This window comes from Kutzneria sp. CA-103260 (assembly GCF_018263855.1).
In the GTDB taxonomy this organism is placed as follows: Bacteria; Actinomycetota; Actinomycetes; order Mycobacteriales; family Pseudonocardiaceae; genus Kutzneria.
The window spans coordinates 818,938-837,915 of the sequence record NZ_CP073318.1 but is presented as its reverse complement, the minus strand read 5'-3'; the positions used below and the strand labels follow the sequence as shown (position 1 = coordinate 837,915).

The window sequence follows — 18,978 nt, the reverse complement described above, 5'->3', positions numbered from 1 at the left end:
GCGCGCCGGGAGACGGCGCGCCGCCGGAACATCAGTTGGCCAGCACGTAGGCCTGGGAGCCGCCGCCGATCACGGCGGTGACCCGGGCGCCGTCCAGGCCGGGCACCCTGGTCGGCGTGTACTTGATCGACATGCCGGGCGCGATGACCTGGCCGGCGGAGTAGGAGCCCCACATCCACACCGCGCCGTCGCCGGTCAGGGCCAGCCCGTACTGCCAGCCGCCACCGGCCACGTCGGTGACATTGGCCAGGCCTGGCACCCGGGTCGGGACGCGCACTTCGTACGGACCGCCGCTCGGCATGTCCTGGCCGGTCAGGAACGCGCTGCCCCATGACCACAGCGTGCCGTCGGACTTGATCGCGTAGGCGGCCCCCGACCGGGCGGCGACCAGCTTGGTCACCGAGCCGAGACCGCTGACCTGAGTGGGTTGGACGATCACGTTCTGGTCGGAGCCGACGCCCAGCTCGCCGTCGTAGTTGGAGCCCCAAGCCCACACTGTGCCGTCGTCGCGGACGGCGTAGCCGGACTGGCTGCCGCCGGCAATGGACACGATCCGGCCCGGCACCGGCACCTGGATCGGGTTCGGCGCGGACTGCGCCGGCGTGCCCAGCGCGCCGTTGGTGCCGTCGCCCCAGGCCCAGACCGTGCCATCGCTGCGCAGCGCGTAGTGCGTGCGGGAACCGCTGGCCACCTGCGTGATCCCCGACAGGCCGCCGACCTGGGTCGCGGTCAGCGAGTCGCCCCACGTCCAGACCGAGCCGTCGGACCGCACGGCGAAGCCTTCACGCCAGCCGGCCGCGATGGAGCCGACCCCGTCCAGGCCGCGGATCTGCGTCGGCTGCGGGCTGTGCTGGTTGGTCTCGCCGGTGCGACCGACCACCCACACGGTGCCGTCGGCACGCAGCACGTAACCGGCGTCCATGGCGCTGGCGGCCTGCTTCACCGAGGCGATGCCGGCCACCTGGCCGACGACGCGGGAGCCGTGGGTGACGGTGGTTCCGTCACCGAGCTGGCCGTAGTCGTTGCCGCCCCACGCGTACAGGCACGACTGACCGTCGCACGGCGTGGGCGCGGGGCCGAAGTAGCCGGCGATGTCGGTGATCAGGTCGACCCGGCCGGCGTTGTTGCGCAGCGCCAGCCGGCCGCCCGCGCCGAGCGGGGTGACGGCCAGGTTGGGCGCGGTCTGCCCGGCGACCAGGTTGAGGTTGGAGGTGTTCGGCACCGACGTGCCGGCCGGGTAGCCGGTGACGAAGGTGGCCGACGTCGGGTTGGTGGCGGTCAGGTTGTAGACCACGGTCTTGGCCGAGGCCGGCAGCCACGGCGACAGGTCCAGCGCCCGGGACTCGCCGGGGCCGAACGACGGGCCGGTGCGGCTGTCCATGGTCCGCACCGGTGACACCGTGAAGAACGGGTCGCCACGGTCGGTCGCGTAGTAGCCGGCCACGTCCACGATCAGGTTCACGTCGCCGACGTGGTTGTTCAGGTCCACCTTGCGGTCCGGGCCGACGGCCACGGTGACCAGGTTGGGCCGGGTGTCGCCGGGCTCCAGGTTGAGGTTGGACGCCGTCGGCTGCGGGGTGCCGTGTGGCCAGGCGGTGACCACGGTGGAGCCGGTGGTGTCGGTGCCGGTCAGGTTGAACGTGACCGCCGTGGCCGTGGCCGGCAGCACGCCCGACAGGTCGACGGTGATCGTTCCGTTCGGGCCGACCAGGCCGCCCTGGGTCCGAGTGTCCAGCACCCGCTGCGGCGTGCCCGCCGTGAACCGCGAGCCCGAGGTGTCGTTGACGTAGTAGCCGGCCAGGTCGGCGACCAGGTCCACGTTGCCGTTGTGGTTGACCAGCTCCACCCCGCCCTGCCACGGCTCGCTCTGGCCGAGCGCCACCGTGACCAGGTTGGCGCGGGTCTCCCCCGGCGCCAGGTTCAGGTTGGACGACCCGCTGGAGTCGCCCGTGAGCGTGGGCGTGGCCCGAACCGAGGTGGCCTCGGTCGGGTTGGTGCCGGTCAGGTTGAACACCACCGCCGACGCGTTGGCCGGCACCAGGTTCTTGAAGTCCAGCGAGACGAACTTCTCCGGACCCACCGGCCCGTGGCCCTCACGGGTGTCGAGCAGCCGCTTCGGCGTCACCGGCACGAAGGTCGCCCCCGCCGGCACCGGTGGCGCCGTGGCCGCCGCCGCGACCCCCGGCAGCAGCGTCGCCGCCGTCGCGGCGGTGACGCCGGCGACCGCGAGCATACGAAACACAGTCACTGTCCCCCCTGATGGAGCATGCGTGCGAAACGCCCAAACCGTACCTCACGCCCCCGACAGTTTTCGCACGTCAGACCGGGTCAGATAATTCCCGGCCGCTCGGCCCGGGGACCGACGGTCAGCGCCGGACCGCGGCGGCCGCGTAGGCGCTCGCCGGCCAGCGAGGCGGCCTCCGTGCGGGTGCGGGCGGGCAGCTTGACCAGGATGTTGGAGACGTGGTTGCGGACGGTCTTCACGGTGATGCCGAGGTGCCGGGCGATGGCGGCGTTGCCGGCGTTGCGCACCAGGAGTTCCAGCACGTCTTGTTCACGCGCCGTCAATTGCGGGAAGAACGAGTCGGCCCGGGCGGCGCGGCGGCGGCCACGGACGAGGGCGGCGATGTCGGCTGGGGCATAGAGCTCGCCTCGGGCGACGACGCGGATGGCGGTGAGGACGTCCTCGGGGCGGGACTGCCGGGTCACGTAGCCGGCGGCGCCGGCGGCCATCGCGACGACGATGTCGGCTTCCCGGGTGGAGCCGCCGAGCACCAGCACGGCGGCGTTGGCGGCGGCGCTCTCCACGAGATCGAGTCCGATGCCGAGCACCACCACGTCGGCGCGGGCGATCCGGAGCCGGTCGACGAGTTCCGCCCGGGTGCCGGCGATGGCCACGATGTCGAGGTCCGGGGTGCTGGCCACGTGCCGGCACAGCATGTCGACCACCACCGGTTGGCTGTCGGCCAGCAAGATTCTTGTCATACTGGAAAGGCGTGACACGGCGTGTGCCGCGGGGCGTCACGTATCCCGGTGTATCCCGTGGTCTCATCTATACGCGTGGACCGATTCGTCGGCAGGACAACGGAGTTGCGCCGTTTGGAGTACGCGTGGCGCAGCGCCGCCAGGGGGCGGCTGGTGACGGTGACCGGCCCGGCCGGGGTGGGCAAGACCAGGCTGTGCGAAGAGGCGTCGGACCGGGCGCGGGCGGCCGGGCTGCGGGTGCTGTGGGGCCGTTGCTGGTCGGACGGCGGCGCGCCGGCGCTGTGGCCGTGGCAGCCGATGCTGGCCGAGCTGTGCGGCCCGGAGACCGCGCAGCTGCTCAGCAGCGAGGCGGAAACCGTTCACCCGGCCCGTTTCTCACGGTTCCAGGCCGTCGCCGACCGGCTGGCCCGTGCGGTCGCGGAGACGCCGACCATGCTGGTGATCGACGACCTGCACGCGGCCGATCCGGGGGCGCTGCTGCTGACCCGGTTCATCGCCCGGGCCCGGCTGCCGCTGACCATGGTGATCACGCAGCGGACGCCGTCGCCGCTCGGCGAGGCCAGCGACGAGATCGCGCTACGGCCGTTCGACCCGGCCGAGACGCGGGACTACCTTGCCACCAACGGGATCGAGCGGCTGGAGGCGCCGCTGACCGACACCATCCACCGGCTGACCGACGGCAGCCCGCTGTTCCTGCGCCGGCTGGTCGCGCTGGGCGAGGCCGACTTCGTGGGCGGGCTGCGGGAGGCGATCGACCAGTCGTTCGCCCGGATCGCCCCGGAAACCGCGCGGCTGCTGGCGATCGGCGCGACGCTGGGCGACTCGGTGTCCTGGGCCGAGGCGGCGGCGCTGCTGAACATGCCGGCGGCCCGAGTCATCGACACCATGGATGGCGCGGTGCAGGCCGGGCTGGTGACCGCAAACGGCACGGAATCGTTCGCCTACAGCCATGATCTCGTCCGGCGGGCGGCACTGGCCCGGCTCACCGCGGCCGAGTTGCTGGACGCCCACGCCCGCGCGGTGGACATCGTCGGGCACAGCGCCCGCAAGGCCCATCACGCGGTCAACGCGGCGCCGCGGTCGCCGGAGGATGCCCGGCGGGCGATCGAGGTGTGCCGGGCGGCGGCGGCGAAGATGGTGCGGCGCTTCTCGTACGAGCAGGCGGCTTCCCTGTTGGCGCAGGCCGTCAGTTTCGGCGAGCCGTCGGCCGAGCTGATGTTGGAGTGGTCGGACGCGGTGCTGGCCTCGGGCCGGCTGGCCGAGGCGCGGGTGTTGTACGACCAGGCCGCCGATGCCGCGTGGGACGAGCAGGATCCATTGCGGTACGCCCGGGCGGCGCTGGGAATGGGCGGCATCTGGCTCAACGAACGCCGTGATCAGGTGGAGCGGCACCGAATTCTCGGCAAACAACGCAAGGCGCTGGCGTGGCTGCCCGAGAGCGAAGCGGCGCTGCGGCTGCGCTTGGAGCTGCGGCTCGCGGCCGAGCAGGTGTACGGCGGCGGCCCGGTCGCCGACGTGCTCAAGACCTTGGAGGAGATCCGGCTGCTGGGCGACCACGGCGCGCTGGCCGAGGCGCTGTCGCTGAGCCACCACGCGATGCTGACGCCCGAGTACGTCCGGGAGCGGCTGGCCATCGCCCGGGAGCTGATCTCGGTGGCCGCCGCGGCCGGCATCGACATCCTTGCCCTGCAGGGACTGTGCTGGCAGACCGTGGACCTGTTCCACCTCGGCGACCCGCGGGCCGACCGGTCGCTGGCCGAGCTGCGGGTCCGGGCCGACCTGATGGAGAGCCACAGCGTCCGGTTCATCGTCGCCGAGATCGACGTGATGCTGCTGATCAGGGCCGGGCGGCTGGCCGAGGCCGAGGAGCAGGCGGCGCGGTGTCTGGCCATGGGCGAGGAGGTCGGCGACGCGGATGCAGCCGCCTACTACGGCGGGCACCTGCTGGCGATCCGGTGGTTGCAGGGTCGAGGGGCCGATCTCCTCGACTTCGCCGTGGAAGTCGCCAACTCGCCGCTGCTGGCCGAGGGCGAGTTCGCGTTCCGGGCCATGGTGGCGAATCTGGCCGCCGAAGCCGGCCGGCACGAACTGGCCCGGTCGACGCTGGCCCAGCTGGCGGCGGCCGGCCTGGACGCGCTGCCCCAGTCGAGCACATGGCTGTCCGGCCTGCTGGCGATCGTCGAGGCGACCGTCTCGCTCGGCGACGCCCAGCTGGCCCGGGAGGCCTACGAGCTGATGCTGCCGTTCGCCGAGCTGCCCACGACGCCCTCGCTGGCCATCGTGTGTTTCGGCTCCACCGAACGGGGTCTGGGCCTGGCCGCCGCCACCTTCGGCGACCTGGACCGGGCCGAGGCGCACCTGCGGCGGGCCGTGGCGGCGAACCTGCGGCTGGGCCATCTGCCGATGGCCGCGTGCAGCAAGGCCAATCTGGCGACCGTGCTGCGCCGGCGCGGCGAGCACCGGGCGGCCGAGGAGCTGTTGGACAGCGCGGTGAACGACGCCAACGCCATGGGGATGGAGGCGCGGGCCCGGGCCTGGGCCGCCGACCTGGTGTCCCGGCACATCACCCTGCGGCGGCGGGAAAACCGTTGGCTGGTCGGGTTTCCCGGGCGGGAAGTACTCGTCGAGGATCTGATCGGGATGCGGCACCTGGCCCAGCTGCTGGCCCATCCCGACGTGCCGATCCCGGCCGTGTCGCTGGCCCACGGCGGGGCCGAGGCCATGTCGGAGCAGTCCATTCTGGACGATCAGGCTCGGGCCGCCTACACCGCCCGGGCCCGCGAGATCGCCCACCTGATCCCCGAGTCCTCGCCCGCGCGGGCCGAGGAGCTGCGGCGGGAGCTGGACGCCCTGGCCGCCGAACTGGGCGCCACCACCGGGTTGGGCGGCCGTGGCCGCACGTTCGCCGGTCCGGCCGAGCGGGCCCGCACCTCGGTGCGCAAGGCCATCAAGCGCGCGATCGACGTGGTCCGCGCGGCCGACCCGGCGGTGGCAGCCGTGTTGGACAGCACGATTTCGACCGGCTACCAATGCGTCTACACGCCGGACCGCTGACCCATGGGGGTGGCCAGCGGTCCGGCGCGGCTCAGCCGATCTTCGTCGCGAACACGTGCAGCCGGGCGTTGTTGGGCAGGCTCACCGACACCACCTGCTTGCCGGCCGTCAACGGGACCGACGTGGCGTAGAGGCTGACCGCGTGGTCGGCCGGCAAAGTGCTGCCGGCCGGTCGGTTCCAGTGCGAGGCGGTCACGACCAGCGTGCAACCGGGCACGGCGGCGTTGCTGTACCAGTCGGCGAGGGTGATGGTCCCGGTGGAAGTGGTGCCGTCAGCGTAGGTGACCGTCACTGATCCGGACTGTGTGCCGTTGGTTCCGGTGCCGAGGAACGACAGTGTGCCGCCGGCGCCGGATACCTGCACCAACTGACCGCCGGTAGTGACGGTGTTCGGTTGTCCGGCCGGCATATTCGGCCAGGTGAAGCCGCCCACGGTGGCACCTGGCGTGACGCCGACGGCGGCCAGGGCCTGGGCCGAATAGCTGTAGCCGGAGCCGTCCAGGTTGCCGACGGCCGGGTTGGCGTCGTCGCTCACGCCGACATCGGTGTAGGCGGCGGCGAGGTTCTGGTACGCCACCTGCACTGTGGCCGTGCCGTCGCCGGGTGAAGTGCGGCCGGAGCCCTGATACCGGGTGCTGCCCTTGAGCGTGGTCGCGCCGGCGGTGGCGCCGGTCGGCACGGTGACAGCCCAGGTCGTGGACACGGACTGTCCGGAGTGGACAACACGGAAGCTGGCAGACGACTTCGCAGTGGCCTTCCAGCCGGCTGGCACGGTCAGCGAGGTGACGGCGTCCCGAACGTCCTCGGTGGCCCCGTTGGTGAACGTCGTGGTCACCGACAGGGTCGTGCCACCGAGGGCGGTGGCCGGCGCGGCAACCTTGGTGTAGCGCGGGCCGGTGGTGCGGTCGACCCGAAAGTCACCGGACAGCGGGAGATTCCGCGACGAGTCTCCGATGCGGACGGTGTACCTGCCGGCACCCAGCGTCCAGGCCTGGGCGTCGGAGTTCCAGTACGAGGCGTCCTGGGCGGTGATGTCGAAGGTCACCCGCTTGGTCTGGTGCGCCTGGAGGTCAACCTTCTGGAAGCCCTTGAGCTGGCTGGCCGGCTCGCCTGTGGCGGCCGGGGCGCCCAGGTACAGCTGCGCCACCTCGGCCCCGGCCCGGCTGCCGGTGTTGGTGACGTCGGCGCTGACCCGGATCTTCCCGTTCTCCCGCAGGGTGTTCCCGTCGACTCGCAGGTGCGAGAACCGGAAGGTGGTGTAGGACAGGCCGTAGCCGAACGGGTAGACCGGCGTCAGGTTCTTCGCGTCGTACCAGCGATATCCGACGTCCAGCCCTTCCGAGTACTGCACCTGCCCGTTCACGCCGGGCCACTGTGCGGCGGTCGAGGCCGGCACCTGGTCCAGCGAGGTCGGGAAGGTCACCGGCAGCTTGCCGGACGGGTTCACGTCGCCGTAGAGCAGCCGGGCGATGGCGTTGCCCGATTCCTGGCCCGGATACCAGGCCTCGAACACGCCCTTCACCTTGTCCAGCCACGGCATCACGACGGCGGACCCGGTGTTGAGCACGACGACGGTGTTGGGGTTGACTGCGGCGACCGCCTCGATCAGCTGGTTCTGCGTGCCGGGCAGATCGATGTTCGCCAGGTCGCCGCCCTCGGCCTCATAGTCGTTGGCGTACACGACAGCCACGTCCGACTTGGCCGCCAGTGCGACGGCCTGGCCCTGAAGGTCCTGGTTCGGCACCGCCCAGCCGAGGTTGACGGTGGCGTCGCCGCCGGCCTGGTAGTAGTCCACCTCGATCTGCGCGGGCGTGCCGGCGGTCAGGTCGACCGTGGCGGTCTCGGTGTGGCTGGCCTGGTCCCGCCAGTTGTCGATGACCTGCTGGCCGTTGACGAACAGCCGGCTGCCGTCGTCACTGGTCAGGCCGAACGTGTAGGTGCCGGTGTCGGGCGGCGTGAGCGTGCCGGTCCAGCGCACCGAATAGTTCGTTGTGGACAGTCCGGACGCCGGCGACTTCCCGGTCCAGTCAAAGGACACGGTCGGATCGGTCCGGGTGGCGACGGGCGTGCCGGACAGGGTGGTGTTGTTGAAGTACTCGCCCTTCAGGCCGCCGCCGAAGTACGCGGGGTCGACGGTCGGCAGCTGGCCGTTGGGGCTCAGGTTGCCTTGCGCGTACTGGACGTCGACGCCGGAACCGGCACGGGTCTTGATGCCGTCGAACGGCGTGACGGTCCCCGTGCCGGCGACGGCCGCGCTGCCGCCGCCACCGGTGACGGCGTGCTCGCCGGCCCCGTCGCCGATCACGGCGATCGAGTGCACCTTCTTGGCGTCCAACGGAAGCAGGCTGTCCTGGTTCTTCAGCAGCACCGCGCCGTCCTCGGCGATCTTCCGCGCGGTGGCCACATTGGCCGGCGTCGACGCGACCGCGCCCGGGGTGTCCGGCGACGGGTGGTCGAACAGCCCGAACCGGAACTCCTCGCGCATGATCCGCGCGACCATGTCGTCCACCCGGGACTGCGGCACCTTTCCGTTCTGCACGGCGGTCTTCAGCGCCGCGCCGAAGTAGGTGTCGTCGGGCATCTCCATGTCCATGCCGGCGTTGGCCGAGGCGGCCGTGCTGTGCGTGCCGCCCCAGTCGGAGGTGATGAAGCCGTCGAAGCCGAACTGGTTCTTCAGGATGTTGTTCAGATACGTGTTCTCACAGGCGTAGACGCCGTTGATCGACGAGTAGGAGCACATCGCCGACGAGGGCCGGGCCTGGTCGATGATCGCGCCGAAGGCGGCGGTGTAGACCTCGTGCACGGTCCGGTCGTCGACGATCGCGTTGTCGGACACGGTGTTGCGGTTGGTCTCCTGGTTGTAGACGGCGTAGTGCTTGACCTGCGCCATCACCCCCTGGGACTGCACGCCCTGGATGTCGGCGGCGCCGATCTGGCCGGTGAGGTACGGATCCTCGCTGTAGCTCTCGAAAGCCCGGCCCCAGCGCGGGTCGCGGACGATGTTCACGGTCGGCCCGAGGTCGACGTCGACGCCCTTGGCCTTGTCCTCCGACCCGATCACCTTGCCGTAGCTGTGCGCCAGCGAGGGGTCGAAGGTCGCCGCGAGGTCGCTGGCGGCGGGCAGCTGGGTGGTGTCGGGCATTCGGACGCCGACCGGCCCGTCCTGCATCTTCAGCGCGGGAATGCACAGCCGGGCGTCGCCGGGCACGTAGCCGACGTAGGCGGAGCCGGCCGCCCCGTGCACCATGGCGATCTTCTCGTCGAGGGTCATCTGTCCGAGCACCTGCGCCACCTTGGCGCCGATCGGCGCGTGCGAGCCCACCCAGGGGCACGCCGGGTTCGGACCATTCGCCGGCGCGGCCGCCGCCGCGCCCGGGACGGCCGTGCCGAGCACGAGCACAGCGCCGACCGCCAACACTCTTCGCAGTTTCCGCATGAGGCCCCCTTGCCTGCCGCGACCACGTCAAACCAGTGGTACGACGTGGTCACGCGCCAGACAAGAGGGTCGGGGCGACTTGTCTGGAACCGGTCACGGAACCGGTGCCGGCCAAGGTGTGGCCATCGGGTGGGCAATCCCACCGTTTTCGGTCAGGTGCAGGACCGATCACCGGTTCATCGTCACCACGACGCGTGGCGTGCGGGCCTCGACCGACCAGGCGTCCCCAACCTCGGTGAGCGAAAAAGCTCGTGTGGCGACGTGAAAACCGGCAGCCGGCGCCGCGTTCATCAGCCTGCCCAGAATGCCCATGATCGCGGTGGGGTGGACGCTGCCGACGCCGCTTCCCATGATCTCGATGGCGGAGGAATGCAGCAGGTCACCGGGCACGGTGATGGTGCGCGCGCTGGCAGTTCCGATCTGGATGAACCGCATCGGGCGATCGGCGCGACCGGCGCCTGCCGCGGCGAGGATGCTTTCGGCGCTGCCGCCCCACAGGTAGTCGAGCACGATGTCCACGCCGCGTTGAAAGGCGGCGCGCAAGGCCGCGTGCAGCGGTTCACCCTCGGCCAGTTCGATGATCTCGTCGGCACCGTGGTCGAGCAGGGGCTCCAACGCGTCGCGGCGTCGGCCGGTGACGATGACCGTGCTGGCTCCCAGGTGCTTGGCGATCTGCACCGCGAGCCCGCCGGCCGTCCCGGTGGCGCCGTTGATCAGGACGGTTTCACCGGGTGTCAGTTTCGCGCGCACCTCCAGTGCAGCCCACGACGACATCCCGGGGTCCGCGATCGCCGCCAGCGTGATGTCATCGACCCCGTCGGGGACCGGGACACACCGGGACGATGGGACGACCGCAGCCTCGGCCAGGCCGCCAAACGGTGCGCGGGGGAACAGGAAGTAGACACGGCGTCCGTCCTCGCTTCGCCCGATGCCGTCGATCCCCGGGATGAACGGGGGCGGGGTGGCGGCGCTGTAGTGCTTTCCGGCCGCGCGCAGCTTGGTGAAGTTGGTCAGTGCCGAGGCCGTCACCGCGACCCGGACCTCGCCTTCGCCTGCTTCAGGGGTCTCGAAGTCCTCCAGGACTGGAGTGTGCCCCCACTCGTGGACCACGGCTGCCTTCATCTCGATGGCCTTCCTGTTCGCGGCACCCCGACGAGGCGCCTAAACTTATGTCTAGCATAAGTTTATGTCGGATCAAGATCAGCAGTAGGATGTGCCCATGGCGAGTGGGCTACGTCACCAGCGCAAGCAGCGAACCCGGGACACCCTGTCCACGGCCGCGATGACCCTGTTCGCGGAGCGAGGCTTCGACGAGGTCACGATCCCGCAGATCGCCGACGCGGCCGGGGTGTCGAAGATGACCGTGACGAACTACTTCCCACGCAAGGAGGACCTGGTCTTCGACCAGGCCGAGGCGACCATCCGCAGCCTCGCCGACGCCGTCGCCGCGCGTGCTCGCGGGGAGAGCATGCTGACCGCGATCCGCCGTGACTGCACGCACCGGATCGCCGCGGGCGATGTCACGCTCGGCCCGCCCGGCGCCGTCTTCGCCCGGATCGTCGACGACAGCCGGGTACTGACCCATCGCGCCCGCGAGATCGCCGACCTGCGAGAGCGCGCCCTGGGCGATGCCATCGCGGCCGAGACCGGCGAAGACAGTCTCCGGCTGCGGGTCATCGCCACTCAGCTCGCGTCGGTGCATCGCGCGTTGTTCACCGAAACCAGCAGGCGCGTGCTGGCCGGTGAACCACGCGACGCGGTCTTCGCCGAACTGGCCACGACCGCCCCACGAATCTTCGATCTCATGGAGCCGTCACTGGGCGAGTTCTGCCGCAGACGTGACCTGCCGCCAGGTCCAGCGGAACAGGCATGACCCGCTAGCGTCAGGGGTTTCCCGCACTGCGGGGCCGTCCCTCCGACACTGCCCGCGCGAGCAGGTCGAGTGCCGCCTGTGATGGTGAGTCCGGCTCCGCGGTGACGATCGTCAACGTGTGCTCCGGGGCGTGGGCGAGCAGGAGCGGCTGCTGGTTCACCGTGAGGTCTCCGACCAGCGGATGACGCATCCGGTGCCCGGCGGTGCTGCACGTGCGCACCCGGTGATCCGCCCACATGGTCGCGAACTCGGGGCTGCTGGTGACCAGTTCGCCGATGAGCGTGTTGAGTTCACGGTCCTCCGGGTGACGGCCGGCGACCAGCCGGAGGTTGCCGACCACCGCGCGGGCCTTGGCTGTCCATTGTGGATAGAGCTCGCGGGTGTGCGCGTCGCGGAAGACCAGCCGGGCCATGTTCGGACGTTCCTGCGGGCGCGAGGGAGAGTCGGGGTCGAGATGTCCGGCGAACAGGGCATGGCCGAGCGGATTCCAGGCGAGCACGTCGTTGCGCCGCCCCAGCAGGACCGCCGGCACGTCGCCCAGGGCGGCCATCAGTTCCGCCGTGGCGGGCGCGACCCGTTCGGCCGGCGGCCGTGGCGCGGCCGATTGTCGCGGCGGCCGGGCCAGGGCGCGCAGGTGCTCGTGCTCGTCGGGGTCGAGCCGCAGTGCCCGGGCAATGCCGTCGATGACCTCGGTCGAGGCGTTCAACGACTGGCCCTGCTCCAGCCGGACGTAGTACGACGTGCTGACCCCGGCGAGGCCCGCGACCTCCTCGCGGCGCAGTCCGGGCACCCGGCGCCGCTCGCCGTAGGTGCCGAGGCCGACGTCCTCCGGCCGCAGACGCGACCGGCATGCCTGTAGGTACTCGGCCAGCCGACCCGTTCCGCTCATGACGTCCAGTATGCGACGCGTGGCCGAGGCCGAGCCTGACCATGCCGGTGGTAGGACAACGCTGGTCTGGCTGGGCCCGAGCATCCGGGACGAGGGTGGACGAGTCCGCTGCCGCGGGCTTTTCCCACCGTTCAGAAAGAAGCAGAACTCGCCCATGTCACCGATCGATCTTGGCTCCGTCACCCTCACCCGTGTCCCGGAGTTCTTCGGCTCCGTGGAGCTCACGCCCGAGACGTTCTTCCCCGACAGCACCCCGTCGATGTGGCAGGACAACGAAAGCTGGCTCGTGCCGCACTTCCTCGACAACGACGCGGGCATGGTGCGGTCCGCGATCCAGACGTGGGTGCTGCGCAGCCAGGGCCGGACGATTCTCATCGACACCGGGGTCGGCAACGGCAAGGAGCGGCCGTACGTCCCGTTGTGGGGGCACCGCCGCTCGAACTTCCTCGCCGACCTGGCCGCGGCCGGGGTGCGCCCGGAGGAGGTGGACATCGTCGTCAACACCCACCTGCACAACGACCACGTCGGGTGGAACACCGTGCTGGCGGGGCGGGAGTGGGTACCGACCTTCCCCAACGCCCGCTATCTCATGCCGGCGCGGGACTTCGAGTACTGGAACCCGGCCGGCGGGCACGTCCCGGCCGGCGGCTCGCACAACCAGAACGTCTTCGAGGACAGCGTCGCACCGGTGCACCGGGCCGGGTTGGTCGACCTGTGGGAGGGCGAGCACGTGATCGATGACGGCATTCGGTTGGCCGCGGCGCCCGGGCACACGCCGGGCTCGTCGGTCGTCCTGGTCGAGTCGGCGGGAACCCGGGCCATGTTCGTGGGTGATCTGGTGCACAGCCCGCTGCAGTTCCTCCACCCGGACGTGAACAGCTGCTTCTGCGAAGACCCCGAGCAGGCGCGGGCGACGCGCCGGGATCTGCTGGCCCGTGCGGCCGACGAGCATTCACTGGTCTTTCCCGCGCACCTCGGCGGTGGCGGCGGGGTACGCGTGCGTGCGGAAGGCGCGGGGTTCGCCTTGCGGGACTGGGCACCGTTCTCAGCGCCGGAGCGGACCGGGGACGAGTGATGTCCTTGTCCCACTGGGAAGTCGCCCTCGACTCGGGCGCAGTGCGCGGGCGTGTGTCCGACGATGTCGCCGTGTTCCACGCGATTCCGTATGCCGCCGCACCTCAGGGGCCCGGCCGGTTCGCGGCACCGCAACCGCCGGCACGCTGGCCAGACGTCCGGGATGCCACGGTGCCGGGACCCACCGCACCGCAACCACAACGCGGCGCGTTCGGTGAGCTCGACATGTCGCCGTACTTCGGGTCGGGTTGGGTTCCGGGCGAGGAGTACCTGTCCGTCGATGTATGGACGCCGGCCGGCCGTCACGCTGACCTGCCCGTGATGGTTTTCGTGCACGGGGGCGGGTTTTCCGCCGGTTCGACGCGCAGCCCACTCTACGACGGAACCGCCTTCGCCCGGGACGGCGTCGTGCTGGTCACCGTCAACTACCGGCTGAACGTGGCCGGGTTCCTGCACCTGCCCGACGCACCCGACAATCGCGGCCTGCTCGACGTGCTGGCGGCGCTGCGATGGGTCAGCCGCAACATCACCGCGTTCGGCGGCGACCCCACGAACGTCACGGTGTTCGGCCAGTCCGCGGGGGCGACCCTGATCGCCGCACTGCTGGCCGATCCTCGGGTGGACGGCCTCGTTCGCCGCGCGATCCTGCAAAGCGGCAGCGGCACCGGGGCGTTCAGCCGGAACCAGGCGAAGCTCGTCACGCGACAACTCGCACTGCGGCTCGGCGTGCCCGGCACCGCCACCGCCCTCGCCGCGATGTCGGACGCCGATCTGGTGTCGGCCTGTTCGGCACTGGCCGGACTCGATCTGACCGTCGACGGCACGCCGGACCCGCTGATGGGACTCAGCCCGTTCAGCGTTGTCGCCGACGAGCAGCCGGCGGCCGCCTTGGCCCGTGGCCGGGCCGAGGGGGTCGATCTCCTGCTCGGCACCAACAGCGACGAGGGCAGGCTCTACGTGATTTCCGGTGCCACCACTTGGAAGGACGTGCATGACACCGCCGCGATGATGTCTCCCGAGCCGGCGAAGACGGTCGCCGCGCACCGGCAGACGCGGCCGGACGCGTCGGCGAGGGAGATCCGGGCCGCCCTGCTGACCGAGGGACTGTTCGGTTCGGGCACCCGGGCCCTGGCACGGGCCCACCCGCCGCACAACACCTACCGGTACGAGTTCACCTGGCAGTCCTCGGAGCTCGGGGCCGCACACGTCATGGAGCTGCCATTCGTGTTCGACCTCCCGCACCTGCCCACGTTGTCCGGCCACGGCAAGCTCTTCGGCACCGCCGTGCCGCCCCCGGACCTCGCCCGGCGGATGCACGGCGCATGGGTCCGATTCGCGATGACCGGCGCCCCCGGCTGGCCGGCGTACGGCGAGCACGGCGTCGGGATGCGAATCGGCGACACCTGGCAGGAGGCAACCGACTCCGCCTGATCTAGTCTCGGCGGCCCACGTCGGGCCGCCGAGACTCAATCCCTATGGCTGATCCGCGCGCTGCCCAGCGGCGGGCGGATCGGCAGGGTGGCGGGATCCGCCCGGTCGACCGGAAGGGTGAGCGTTGCACAGTCCGCAATGGAGTCTTCTTCGCAGGGATGCCAGGAAAGCGCTCCCACCCCGGCGACCGCCGGGGTCCGACCCCGCACGAGCAGCGCCGCGACAAAGGCGAGCAGCACTCCGTTCACCCGATTGCCCGTCTTGACCGATTCAAGGTCAAAGTCACGTCTTGTCAGACATCGGTGACTGCTCCTACAGTCAGCTGCTAGTTAGGAAAGTTTCTTAACCGTTTACCCGAAGTTCATCTGCGTCGTCCGCCGCCCGCCCCCGCCAAGGCCCCTGAAGGAGCGCGACGTGTCGTCCACCCGCCTACGGCCACTCGGCCGGTTAGCCCCTGTCCTCGCCGCGGTGTTGCTGTTACCCGCGGCCTTCGTCGCGGCCGGCGCCAGCCCGTCCGCCGATGTGCTGCTCTCCCAGGGAAAACCGGTCGCCACCTCGACCGTGGAGAGTTCCTCGTACGCCGGCTCGAAGGCCGTCGACGGCAACACCACCGGCACCCGCTGGGCCAGCGTCGCGGGCGCCGACCCGCAGTGGCTGCGCGTCGACCTGGGCCAGGCCGCCACCGTGCACCGCGTGGTGATCAACTGGGAAGCCGCCTACGCCAAGCAGTACCGGATCGAGGTCTCCGACGACGGCACCAACTTCACCACTGTCACCGCCGTCGACAGTGGCGACGGCAAGACCGACGACCTCACCGGTCTGTCCGGCCACGGCCGCTACGTGCGCTTCGTCGGCCTGGCCCGGGCCACCAGCTACGGCTACTCCTTCTACGAGATGCAGGTCTTCGGCGTCGCCGACTCCGCCGGCGACACCCAGGCGCCGACCACGCCGACCGGCCTCACCGCCGGCCAGACCAGCGCCACCAGCGTCGCCCTGTCCTGGAACGCCGCCACCGACAACGTCGCCGTCGCGGGCTACGACATCCTGCGCAACGGCGCGGTCGTGGCCAGCAGCGAGGACCCGACCTACAGCGACATCGCGCTGGCGTCCGACACGACGTACACCTACGCCGTGCGGTCCCGGGACACCGCCGGCAACGTGTCGCCGGCCAGCGCGCCGATCACGGTGCGGACCAAGGCCGGCGGCAGCGGGGCGTTCGTCCTCGCCGCGGCCGGCGACATCGCCGAGCAGTGCACCGCCAGCGACTCGAACTGCGTGCACGTCAAGACGGCCAAGCTGGTCGACCAGATGAGGCCGGCGGCGCTGATCACCATGGGCGACAACCAGTACGACGACGCGCACCTGTCGGACTACCGGAACTACTACGACAAGACGTGGGGCAAGTTCAGGAGCATCACCCATCCCGTGCCCGGCAACCACGACACCTACGACGAGCCGAAGTACAACGGCTACGACACGTACTTCGGGTCCGTCGCCAAGCCGAACGGCCAGCGCTACTACAGCTGGGACATGGGCAACTGGCACTTCATCGCGCTGGACTCCACCGCCTACATGACGCACGACGACTTCGCCCCGGACGACAGCGGAGCCGACCAGATCGCCTGGCTGAAGCAGGACCTGGCCAAGAACACCAAGGGCTGTGTGGCCGCCTACTACCACCACCCGAGGTGGAGCTCCGGCGACCACGGCGACAACAAGGACAGCGTCCAGCTGTGGAACATCATGGTGGACAACAAGGTCGACCTGGTGCTCAACGGCCACGACCACGACTACGAGCGGTTCGTCCCGCAGAACGCCAGCGGCAAGGCCGACGCGGCAGGCCCGGTCGAGATCGTCGGCGGCTCCGGCGGCGCCAACCTCTACGACCTCAGCGCCAAGCACCCGACCACCGCGAAGCTGCTGAAGACCTACGGCGTCCTGAAGCTGTCGATGACGGACTCCACGTTCCAGACGCAGCTGATCGGCGTCGACGGCAAGACGCTGGACAGCAGCCCGACCTACACCTGCCACTAGGGAGGAGCCGGCATGTACATCGCGACAAGCCGTGCCTCGGACCTGGCGGCCGGGACGGAGCGGAAACCGGCGCTGCGGCGGGTCGCCGCCAACGTGGTGGCGCTCGGGCTGGTCAGTCTGGTCACCGACGTGTCGTCGGAGATGGTCACCGCCGTCCTCCCGCTCTACCTGGTGCTGGGCCTGGGTTTGAACCCGTTGCAGTTCGGGTTGCTGGACGGGCTCTACGCCGGCGCGACCGCGGTCGTGCGGGTGCTCGGCGGCCATCTCGCCGACCGGTGGCGCCGGCTCAAGGCGGTCGCCGGGTTCGGGTACGGCTTGTCCGCGGTGTGCAAGCTCGGGCTGATCGCGGCCGGCTCCTCGGTCGCGGCGATCGGCGTCGTGCTCGCCGCCGACCGCACCGGCAAGGGACTCCGCACCGCGCCGAGGGATGCGCTGATCTCGCTCAGCAGTGAGCCCGGGACGCTCGGGCGGTCGTTCGGGGTGCACCGCGCCCTGGACACCGTTGGCGCGTTCCTCGGGCCACTGGTGGCGATGGCGGTGCTGGCGCTGAGTTTCGGCGACTACAGCTCGGTGTTCTTCACCAGCTTCTGCGTCGCCGGGATCGCGGTGCTGCTGCTGGCGCTGTTCGTCCGCGACCGCCCCGGCTCGATGGACCGGGCCGCGGTGTCGCTGCGGGCGGCAGCCAACCTGTTACGGGCCAAGGACTTCCGGCGCGTCACGTGGTGGGCGGCGCTGCTGGGCCTGGTCACGGTCGGCGACTCGTTCGTCTACCTCGTCCTGCAGCGACAGTGGGACGTGGCGGCGACGTACTTCCCGCTCCTGCCATTGGGAACGGCCGGGGTCTACCTGCTGCTGGCCGTGCCGCTCGGCCGGCTGGCCGACCGGATCGGCCGGTGGCCGGTGTTCCTCGGCGGCCACGCCGCCCTGTGTCTGGCGCTGGTTCTGTTGTGTGGTCCCCAGGCCGGCTTCTGGCTCGCCGTGCTCGCCCTAGGCCTGCACGGGGTGTTCTACGCGGCCACCGATGGCGTGCTCATGGCCGCGGCCGGACCCCTTGTGCCGCAAGACCTGCGGGCCACCGGACTGGCCGTGGTCCAGACCGGGCAGGCGGTGGCGCGCATGCTCTCGTCCGTCCTGTTCGGACTTTCCTGGACGCTGTGGGACCTGAAGCCCGCTGTGCTCGTCGCCGCGGCCGGCCTGGCCGCGGTTGCCCTCGCCGCCGCATTCGTGAGGCCGGTGCGCACATCATGAAGAAGATCATCCTTGCCGTCGCCGGCACCGTGCTCCTGGTCGTCGCGGCCGTCGTGTACACGGTCAGCGCCCGGCCCCACACCGCGGATGCGGTGCCGGCCGCGCAGCTCACCCTGGCCCCCGGCCAACTCCTGTACCGCGACGTCTCCACCGGCCGCATCGCCGCCGCCCCGCTGGCCAACCCCGGGGCGAAGCCCCAGGTCAGCGGCCTGAAGTGCGATCGGTTCGCGGTGGCGGCGCGGACCGCGGTGTGCCTGGCCGTGCGGCCGGGCACGCTCCCGGCGCTGACCGACGTGATCGTCCTGGACGACCACCTCAACGTCCGCCACACCGAGACCCTGCCCGGCACGCCGAGCCGCGCCCGCGTGTCCCCGGACGGCAAGCTCGTCTACTGGACGCTGTTCGTCACCGGGGACTCCTACGCGGCAACGGGTTTCTCCACTCGGGCCGGGATATACGAGGTGGCGACCGGCACCCTGGTCAAGACGGTCGAGGAACTGGCGGTGTTCGTCGACGGCAGCCGGTACACCGCCTCCGACGTCAACTACTGGGGCCTCACCTTCGCCCCGGACGGCAACCGGTTCTACGCCACCCTCGGCAGCCGGGGCAAGACCTATCTGATCGAGGGCGACTACGCCCACTACCGTGGGAAAGCCCTGCGGGAGAACGTCGAATGCCCGTCGCTGTCCCCGGACGGCTCGCGGGTGGCGTTCAAGAAGAAGATCAGCGACGGCGTCTGGCGGCTGTCCGTCCTCGACCTGGCCACGCTGCGCGAGACCGAGCTCGCCGAGACCCGCAGCGTGGACGACCAAGCCCTCTGGCAGGACGACCACACCGTCCTCTATGGACTGGACAACGCGGTGTGGGCGGTCCCGGCGGACGGCTCCGGCCCGCCCCGACGGCTGGCCGCCGGCGCGTCCTCGCCGGCCGTGACGGGGTGAGGCCGGTGGCCCT

13 protein-coding genes are annotated in these 18,978 nt (G+C 70.8%); 7 read left to right on the top strand and 6 right to left on the bottom strand.

Annotation, left to right across the window (positions count from 1 at the left end; all coding sequences use genetic code 11):
* Nucleotides 1-31 precede the first annotated feature (31 nt).
* Together JJ691_RS03595 and JJ691_RS03590 are read right to left on the bottom strand one after the other, a co-directional pair.
* The gene (locus JJ691_RS03595) at nt 32-2,248 is read right to left on the bottom strand and encodes an RCC1 domain-containing protein (RefSeq protein ID WP_211767371.1); all 2,217 of its coding nucleotides are present in this window, start codon (nt 2,246-2,248) and stop codon (nt 32-34) included.
* 80 nt (nt 2,249-2,328) lie between these two features.
* On the bottom strand, nt 2,329-2,973 hold the full coding sequence (locus JJ691_RS03590; protein ID WP_211767370.1) for a response regulator transcription factor: 645 nt from the start codon (nt 2,971-2,973) through the stop codon (nt 2,329-2,331).
* Between the two features lie 87 nt (nt 2,974-3,060).
* On the opposite strand from JJ691_RS03590, the gene JJ691_RS03585 reads away from it, so the two are divergent.
* The gene (locus JJ691_RS03585) at nt 3,061-6,039 is read left to right on the top strand and encodes an AAA family ATPase (RefSeq protein WP_211767369.1); all 2,979 of its coding nucleotides are present in this window, start codon (nt 3,061-3,063) and stop codon (nt 6,037-6,039) included.
* A 31-nt stretch (nt 6,040-6,070) separates the two neighbouring features.
* On the opposite strand, the gene JJ691_RS03580 is transcribed toward JJ691_RS03585, so the two are convergent.
* Entirely contained in the window at nt 6,071-9,475 is a 3,405-nt protein-coding gene (locus tag JJ691_RS03580) for a glycoside hydrolase family 3 C-terminal domain-containing protein (RefSeq protein WP_211767368.1), read from the bottom strand.
* A gap of 168 nt (nt 9,476-9,643) precedes the next feature.
* A complete protein-coding gene (locus JJ691_RS03575) occupies nt 9,644-10,597 on the bottom strand; it encodes a quinone oxidoreductase family protein (RefSeq protein ID WP_249227657.1) in 954 nt (317 codons plus the stop codon).
* A 160-nt stretch (nt 10,598-10,757) separates the two neighbouring features.
* Here JJ691_RS03575 and JJ691_RS03570 point away from each other — a divergent pair, with 160 nt between their 5' ends.
* The gene (locus JJ691_RS03570) at nt 10,758-11,348 is read left to right on the top strand and encodes a TetR/AcrR family transcriptional regulator (protein ID WP_211767367.1); all 591 of its coding nucleotides are present in this window, start codon (nt 10,758-10,760) and stop codon (nt 11,346-11,348) included.
* Nucleotides 11,349-11,358: 10 nt separating this feature from the next.
* Here JJ691_RS03570 and JJ691_RS03565 read toward each other — a convergent pair whose 3' ends face one another.
* Nucleotides 11,359-12,237, bottom strand: a complete 879-nt coding sequence (locus JJ691_RS03565; protein ID WP_211767366.1) for a helix-turn-helix domain-containing protein — start codon at nt 12,235-12,237, stop codon at nt 11,359-11,361.
* 154 nt (nt 12,238-12,391) lie between these two features.
* Here JJ691_RS03565 and JJ691_RS03560 point away from each other — a divergent pair, with 154 nt between their 5' ends.
* Nucleotides 12,392-13,312 carry an MBL fold metallo-hydrolase gene (locus JJ691_RS03560; RefSeq protein ID WP_211767365.1) on the top strand — a complete coding sequence of 307 codons (921 nt, stop codon included), beginning with the start codon at nt 12,392-12,394 and terminating at the stop codon, nt 13,310-13,312.
* The gene (locus tag JJ691_RS03555; protein WP_211767364.1) at nt 13,312-14,742 is read left to right on the top strand and encodes a carboxylesterase/lipase family protein; all 1,431 of its coding nucleotides are present in this window, start codon (nt 13,312-13,314) and stop codon (nt 14,740-14,742) included. Before JJ691_RS03560 ends, JJ691_RS03555 begins: the two co-directional genes overlap by 1 nt.
* Before the next feature lie 35 nt (nt 14,743-14,777).
* Here JJ691_RS03555 and JJ691_RS03550 read toward each other — a convergent pair whose 3' ends face one another.
* Entirely contained in the window at nt 14,778-14,981 is a 204-nt protein-coding gene (locus tag JJ691_RS03550; RefSeq protein ID WP_211767363.1) for a hypothetical protein, read from the bottom strand.
* A gap of 175 nt (nt 14,982-15,156) precedes the next feature.
* On the opposite strand from JJ691_RS03550, the gene JJ691_RS03545 reads away from it, so the two are divergent.
* From JJ691_RS03545 to JJ691_RS03535, 3 genes are read left to right on the top strand one after another with little or no spacing between them, the layout of a single operon-like run.
* Entirely contained in the window at nt 15,157-16,776 is a 1,620-nt protein-coding gene (locus JJ691_RS03545; protein WP_211767362.1) for a galactose-binding domain-containing protein, read from the top strand.
* A 12-nt stretch (nt 16,777-16,788) separates the two neighbouring features.
* Entirely contained in the window at nt 16,789-18,024 is a 1,236-nt protein-coding gene (locus tag JJ691_RS03540; protein ID WP_211767361.1) for an MFS transporter, read from the top strand.
* A complete protein-coding gene (locus JJ691_RS03535; RefSeq protein ID WP_211767360.1) occupies nt 18,021-18,965 on the top strand; it encodes a PD40 domain-containing protein in 945 nt (314 codons plus the stop codon). The genes JJ691_RS03540 and JJ691_RS03535 overlap by 4 nt, the downstream gene beginning before the upstream one ends.
* Nucleotides 18,966-18,978: the final 13 nt, after the last annotated feature.